The organism is Bradyrhizobium sp. AT1, from assembly GCF_001590795.1.
Taxonomy (GTDB): domain Bacteria; phylum Pseudomonadota; class Alphaproteobacteria; order Rhizobiales; family Xanthobacteraceae; genus Bradyrhizobium.
This window is the reverse complement of the sequence record NZ_JXDL01000001.1, coordinates 3,787,941-3,793,605: the sequence shown is the minus strand read 5'-3', so window position 1 is coordinate 3,793,605 and position 5,665 is coordinate 3,787,941. Positions and strand designations below refer to the sequence as shown.

The 5,665-nt window shown below is 65.4% G+C and carries 4 protein-coding genes; 1 reads left to right on the top strand and 3 read right to left on the bottom strand.

The window, feature by feature from the left end:
• Nucleotides 1-118 precede the first annotated feature (118 nt).
• From sorB to SE92_RS17675, 3 genes are all read right to left on the bottom strand, one after another.
• Nucleotides 119-427: a SorB family sulfite dehydrogenase c-type cytochrome subunit gene (sorB, locus tag SE92_RS17685; RefSeq protein WP_063196982.1), complete on the bottom strand. Its 309-nt coding sequence runs from the start codon at nucleotides 425-427 to the stop codon at nucleotides 119-121.
• 12 nt (nucleotides 428-439) lie between these two features.
• Nucleotides 440-1,639, bottom strand: a complete 1,200-nt coding sequence (sorA, locus tag SE92_RS17680) for a SorA family sulfite dehydrogenase catalytic subunit (RefSeq protein ID WP_063196980.1) — start codon at nucleotides 1,637-1,639, stop codon at nucleotides 440-442.
• A 436-nt stretch (nucleotides 1,640-2,075) separates the two neighbouring features.
• Complete coding sequence (locus SE92_RS17675) at nucleotides 2,076-3,809, bottom strand: adenylate/guanylate cyclase domain-containing protein (protein ID WP_063196978.1); 1,734 nt, start codon at nucleotides 3,807-3,809, stop codon at nucleotides 2,076-2,078.
• 324 nt (nucleotides 3,810-4,133) lie between these two features.
• Between SE92_RS17675 and SE92_RS17670 the strand changes: the two genes are divergently transcribed.
• On the top strand, nucleotides 4,134-5,665 hold a 1,532-nt coding region (locus SE92_RS17670; RefSeq protein ID WP_157095899.1), incomplete at its 3' end, for a glycosyltransferase family 39 protein.

Sequence of the window (5,665 nt, the reverse complement as noted above, 5' to 3'; positions counted from 1 at the left end):
TGACAGTCTCTCCGCATCGAGCGCTGTTCGTGTTGAGAGATCACCCCACCCCGCTCGCGCTCCGCGCGATCGACCCTCCCCCTCCAGGGGAGGGTAAGAATAAAGCGCGCGCCGTCCGTCAATAAGTCGCAGCCAGGTAATCGACGATCTTGCCGACGTCGGCATCGTCGATCGGTGCGCCATAGACCTTGATCATCTTGGTCACCTCGGCCTGCCAGAAGCCCTTCTTGTCCTTCATCGGCGGCTGCGTCTTGATGTAGTCGGCCGAGTGGCAGGCGCTGCAATTGCCCTTGACGATTTCGAGGTCGGGCCCCTCCTTGAAGGCGGCGACCTCGTCCGGAAGCTGGTAGTTGACGGGCGCCGCCGTCGCGGCCGTGAAGCCGCTGGCGAGGGCGAGCGTGATGGCGAGGAGAACGGTGCGCTGCATGATCATTCTCCCTCAGGCCACGGTCACGCGGGTGGTCTCGACGACGTTGCGCAAATAGCCCGCCGGGTTCCAGCGCGGCGTGTCCGGCTGCGTCTCGCCGCCATTGCCGGTGGCGCGCACCTTGAGCTCGACGCTGCCCGCCGCGAGCTTCACCGGCAGCTTCCATTCGCGGAACGCGTATTTGCCGAGATCCTTGCCGAGTTTTGCGCTCATCCAGGTTTTGCCGCCGTCGGTGGAGACCTGAACATCCTTGATGCCCTTGCCGCCGTCGAAGGCGATGCCGCGCAGGGTGGTACGGCCGGCTTTCAGCCTGGCCCCATCAGGCACGCTGGTGATGAAGGAGCGGATGGTGAAGCGGTTGATCGGGATCGTCGCCTTCGGCGTGGTGCCGGGCTCGATCGAATTGTTCGGCGTGTCGGGAATGCGATAGGCCGACTTCATCCAGAAGCCGTCATAGACATTCTCGATGACATTGATCTCGTTGAGGTGCTTGACCCAGTAGGTGCCGTAATAACCGGGCACGATCAGGCGCAGCGGGAAGCCGTTGAGGAACGGCAAATCCTCGCCGTTCATGCCATAGGCCAGCATCACCTCGCCGTCATTGGCGTGATCGATGTCGAGCGCCTTGACGAAGTCAGGCGTCTTGTCGCTGACCGGGCCATCCATGCCGCCAAAGGTGACTTGCTTGGCGCCGCTCTGCACGCCGGCCATCTCCAGCACGGCCTTCAGCGGCACGCCGCGCCAGCGCGCACAGCCCATCGCGCCGTTGGCGAGCTGGCCGCCGGCGACGCGCGGCTCGAAAAAGCCGCGGCTGTTGCCTGAGCACTGCGCGACGGCGACGATCTCGGTCGCCTTCATCTTCCGGATGTCTTTCAGCGACAGCTTGAGCGGCTTGTCGACCTTGCCCTTGACCTCCAGCGTGAACTTGTCGGGATCGAGATTGTAGGGCAGGTCGGAGAGGTGATAGCGCACGAAGAACGCGTTATTCGGCGTGATCGGACCGTCGTTGAAGATCGCGAACGGCGTTTCGAGCTGTGGCGGCCGGCTGGTCAGGCCGATCATCGGCCGCTTCTGCGGATATTTCACCAGCGGCCGTTCGCCATTGGCGAAGGGAAGCGTGACGGTGTCGAGGGCCAGCGCCTTGGTGGAATTCAGTGTGGCCGCCATGGCGGCAAGGCCCGCTCCTTTGAGCAGGTCGCGTCGATCGAACATTCCCGTCCCCTCCCGGAGCTTTTCGTCGGACCTGCGGTCATCACCGCGATCCTGCGTCCATCTGTCTCAACCATTTGGTCGAAGTCAATTCGTGCTTTCGCAGCAGGCCCATGCCGCTGCGTTGCAGCAGGCCGGTGTTACGGCTGTTGTGAGATTGAGCCGAGCTGTAGCCGCGATGGGTGGTGCGCTCCCTCGCCCCGCTTGCGGGGAGAGGGTTGGGGTGAGGGGGAGTCTCGGCAGGGAAGGTGATAGTCGGACTCGCGGAAAGTCCCTCTCACCTCTTGGGGATTCCCTCCGCAATTTTCGATAATCCCATTGCGGAAACAGCCCTCACCCCAACCCTCCCTCGCCAGCGGGGGAGGGAGCTCGCTGCCGTTGCCGCCACATCGTGCGCGCCATATGCGATTCTCCTGCCGCAGGCGGGGAGAGGCGAACATTACGCCGCCACGCGCTCGCTTTGATCGACCAGCGCCGCCAGCTCCCGCGCATCCGCCACCACGCGCACGGCGAGCGGCTCGTCGCGTCCGCGGATCGTGACCTCCTGCTGTGGCAAGGCGTCGTCGACGAGGCCGGCGGTGCGGCGGACTTCCTCCGAGACGATCGCTTCACACGCCAGCGTCTTGGTCATGTCCTGCAGCCGGGCCGCGACATTCACGGCATCGCCCAGCGCGGTGAAGACGATGTGATCGCGATAACCGATGTCGCCGATGATGACCTCGCCGCCGTGAATGCCGACGCCGAAGCGGATCGGCTGGCGGAGATCGTGGCTCAGGAGCTCGTTGAGCTCGTCGATCTGAGTGGCAATGCTGCTGGCTGCCTTCAGCGCCTGCCGGCAGGCGGTTAGCGGATCGGCAGTCAATCCGAACAGCGCCAGCATGCCGTCGCCGACGAACTGGTTCGGCTGGCCGCCGTGCTCGATCACGGCCTGCGACACCGCCCCGAGGAAGCGGTTGACGATGAAGACGGTGTCGAACGGCAGCCGCTTCTCGGCGAGCTGGGTCGAGCCGCGCATGTCCACGAACAGGCTGACGAGATAGCGCTCCTGGCCGATTCTGGCTGGCGTCGAGGCCTGCCCGTCCGCCGCATGCGTGTGCGGCGTGAAGAGTTGGAAGAAGGAGAGGTCGGACGTTGGCCGCAACTGGCAGGCCAGCCGGATCGAGGGATCGGCGGTGCCGACGCGGGTGAGGACGAAGGCCTCGCGCTGCGACGGTGTGGGCAGGGCGCCATGGTCGCCGATGATGCGGATGCGGCAAGTCGAGCAGCGGGCGCGGCCGCCGCAGACACTGGCATGCGGCACGTTGTGGCGCAGGCTTGCTTCCAGCACCGAGAGCCCCTTGGGCACGCGCACCGTCTTGCCGTTGCCGTAGGACAGCGCGATCATGCCGCCGCGCCGTTCGCGCCATGCCCGCACGCCGCGTGCCGCCAGCGCCAGGCCCAGCAGCCCAAAATAAGTGATGGTGAAGGCGCCGGTGATCCGATCGAGCGTCGCGGCCTCGGCCGTGGTGCCGACCTGGCGGCGCGTGAGATTGTGCGTGCGCCATTCCCCGTCATCGGCTTCGTACGCGACGTTGCGGCCGCCCTGGTAGATGCCGAGCAGCGACAGTGTCGGGACCAGCACGGCGGCGGCCAGCAGATAGGGTGCCGCGCGCGTGAAGAACGGTTTGAGGCGAAGCCAGAAATAGATGCCGATGCAGCCATGCACCCAGGCGATCAGCAACAGGATCGTCATCTGCCAGAGCCGGCCGGGCGCCGCGACGAAGAAGAGATAGAGCTCCTGCGGGTAGAGCTTCTGATGATCATACAGCGTGTAGCCGAGCCGCACCCCGACCACATGCGCCATGACCAGCGCGGGGATGCTGAGGCCCAGCACGAGCTGCAGCGGCTCGATCGTCCGCCAGCGGAACTGGCGGCGCTGGTACAGCGCGTAGATGCCGAGCCCCATATGCGTGAGCGCCGCCGTGTAGAACAGGATCGCGACGGGCAGGAACTGCCAGAACAGGGTGTGATAGTAGACCCCGGCCTCCATCGCCTCGACCGAGATGTTGCCGAGCGCATGGTTGAGGAAATGGCTGATCACGTAGCAGAACAGGATCACCCCGCAGATGAGCCGCACCTGCCGCACGCTGGTGGCGCGGACGAGCTCGGACATGTGTGCAGGAGCGATGGCCATGATTCGGTTGTATCAGTTCACTGGGAAGAACAGCCAGCGTAGCGTTTAATTCCCGGCGTGGACAGCTGACGGGATCACATGCCCGGCAAGGTTACGAAATCGTAGGGTAGGCAAGGGCGTCCGCCACACCCACCGCCGTCGTCCCGGGTCTGCGCTGACGCTTGCCCGGGACGACAGCGGTGTTTGCGGCGCCACTCCCCCGCATTGACTCCCCCTCCCAGGTTGGCGAAAAGCGCGGCCGTGACGATCACTCCCGATATCTCCGTGAAGCCCGGCGGCTCCGAACGCCGCCTCATCCGTGTTGCGCTGCTCGTCATCGCCGCGATGACGCTGCTGCGCATCGTCTACGCCTCCGCGATCGAGCTGCGCACCGACGAGGCCTATTACTGGACCTGGTCGAAGGAGAGCGCGTTCAGCTTCCTCGATCATCCCCCTGGCATCGCCTGGCTGATCCGTTTCGGAACCGCGATCTTCGGCGACACCGCGCTCGGTGTCCGCTTCGGCGGCATCGTCGCGATGCTGGTGACGCAGCTGCTGCTGGCCGACATCGTCCGCCGCCTCACCCACGACGTGCGCGCGGTCGTGCTCGCGGTGCTGATGCCGGAGGCTGCGCTCTATTACGGCCTGCTGATGGCCAAGGTCGCGCCCGATGTCGCCATGATCCCGTTTGCGGTGGCGATGATGTGGTCGCTGGTGCGGCTGGCGCAGAGCGGCGACGGTCGCTGGTGGCTGGCGGCCGGTCTGTTCGCCGGTCTCTCGATGCTGTCGAAATTCACCGCGATCATGTTTGCACCCGCAGTTGCCGCGTTCCTGCTGGTGCCGGATTGGCGTTGGCGCTGGTTGCGCAGTCCGTATCCCTATCTCGCGGTACTGCTTGTGATCGTCGCATTCTCGCCGGTGCTGATCTGGAACGCGCAGCACGATTGGGCCTCGTTCCGCTTTCAGGGCGTGCGCGCCACCGCCAATTACGGCATCTCGCTGCGGACCATCGGCGACTTCATCGGCCTGCAATTCGGCCTGGTCGGCTTCGTCATGCTGCCGGTGGTGCTGACCGGGCTGGTGCTGACGGCATGGCGCGGCTATCGCACGCGCGAGCCCGTCGCGATCCTGCTGTCGACCGCGGTGCTGGTGCCGTTCCTCTATTTCCTTTTCAAGTCGACGACGCTGCGGGTCGGCGATACCTGGCCGATGTTCATGTGGCCGGTCGGCTTCGCGGCGGCTGCCGTCAACCTCGCGGCGATGATCAAGGAGGATTGGTCGGCGCGCATGCTGCGATCTTCGCTGTTCTGGGCGAGGACGGCCATCGTCTCTGGGCTCGCCTTCGTCGTCATCGTGTTCCTGTATTACGTCGCAGCGCCCTGGAATCTGCTCGGCAAGATCGACCCGATCGGCGCCGAGGCCGGCTATGAGCAGGTCGCCGCGCGCGCGCAGGCCGCGCTCGACGAGACCGGTGCGAGGTGGATCGCGACCACGGACTATCGCACCTACGCCATGATGCGCTGGCTGTTCCGCGGCCGCGTGCCCGTCGTCGAAATCAACGAACGGGGCCGCTTCCAGGATTTTGCCGATCCCGGCCTGGACAGGATCAAGGGCCACGCCGGCATCTATGTCGGCCGCAAGCCGGACGATCGCTCGTCGCTGTGGGAGAACATTCCGGCGAGGCGCGAGCCGCTCGGCGAAGTCGACCGAAGCTGGCGCGGCGTTCGCTCGGATACCTATGTGATCGAGAAGCTCACCGGCTGGACGCCAGAGCTGTCACCACCGAAGGATTCACCGCTGTTCAAGTGGAAGGTGCTGGCGGACTGCTTACCCTCCCCTGGAGGGGGAGGGTCGATCGCGCGCAGCGCGAGCGGGGT

Excerpts from the sequence above, each read along its gene's own strand:
- sorB (WP_063196982.1), bottom strand. The coding sequence starts at position 427 with ATGCAGCGCACCGTTCTCCTCGCCATCACGCTCGCCCTCGCCAGCGGC.
- sorA (WP_063196980.1), bottom strand. The coding sequence starts at position 1,639 with ATGTTCGATCGACGCGACCTGCTCAAAGGAGCGGGCCTTGCCGCCATG.
- SE92_RS17675 (WP_063196978.1), bottom strand. The coding sequence starts at position 3,809 with ATGGCCATCGCTCCTGCACACATGTCCGAGCTCGTCCGCGCCACCAGC.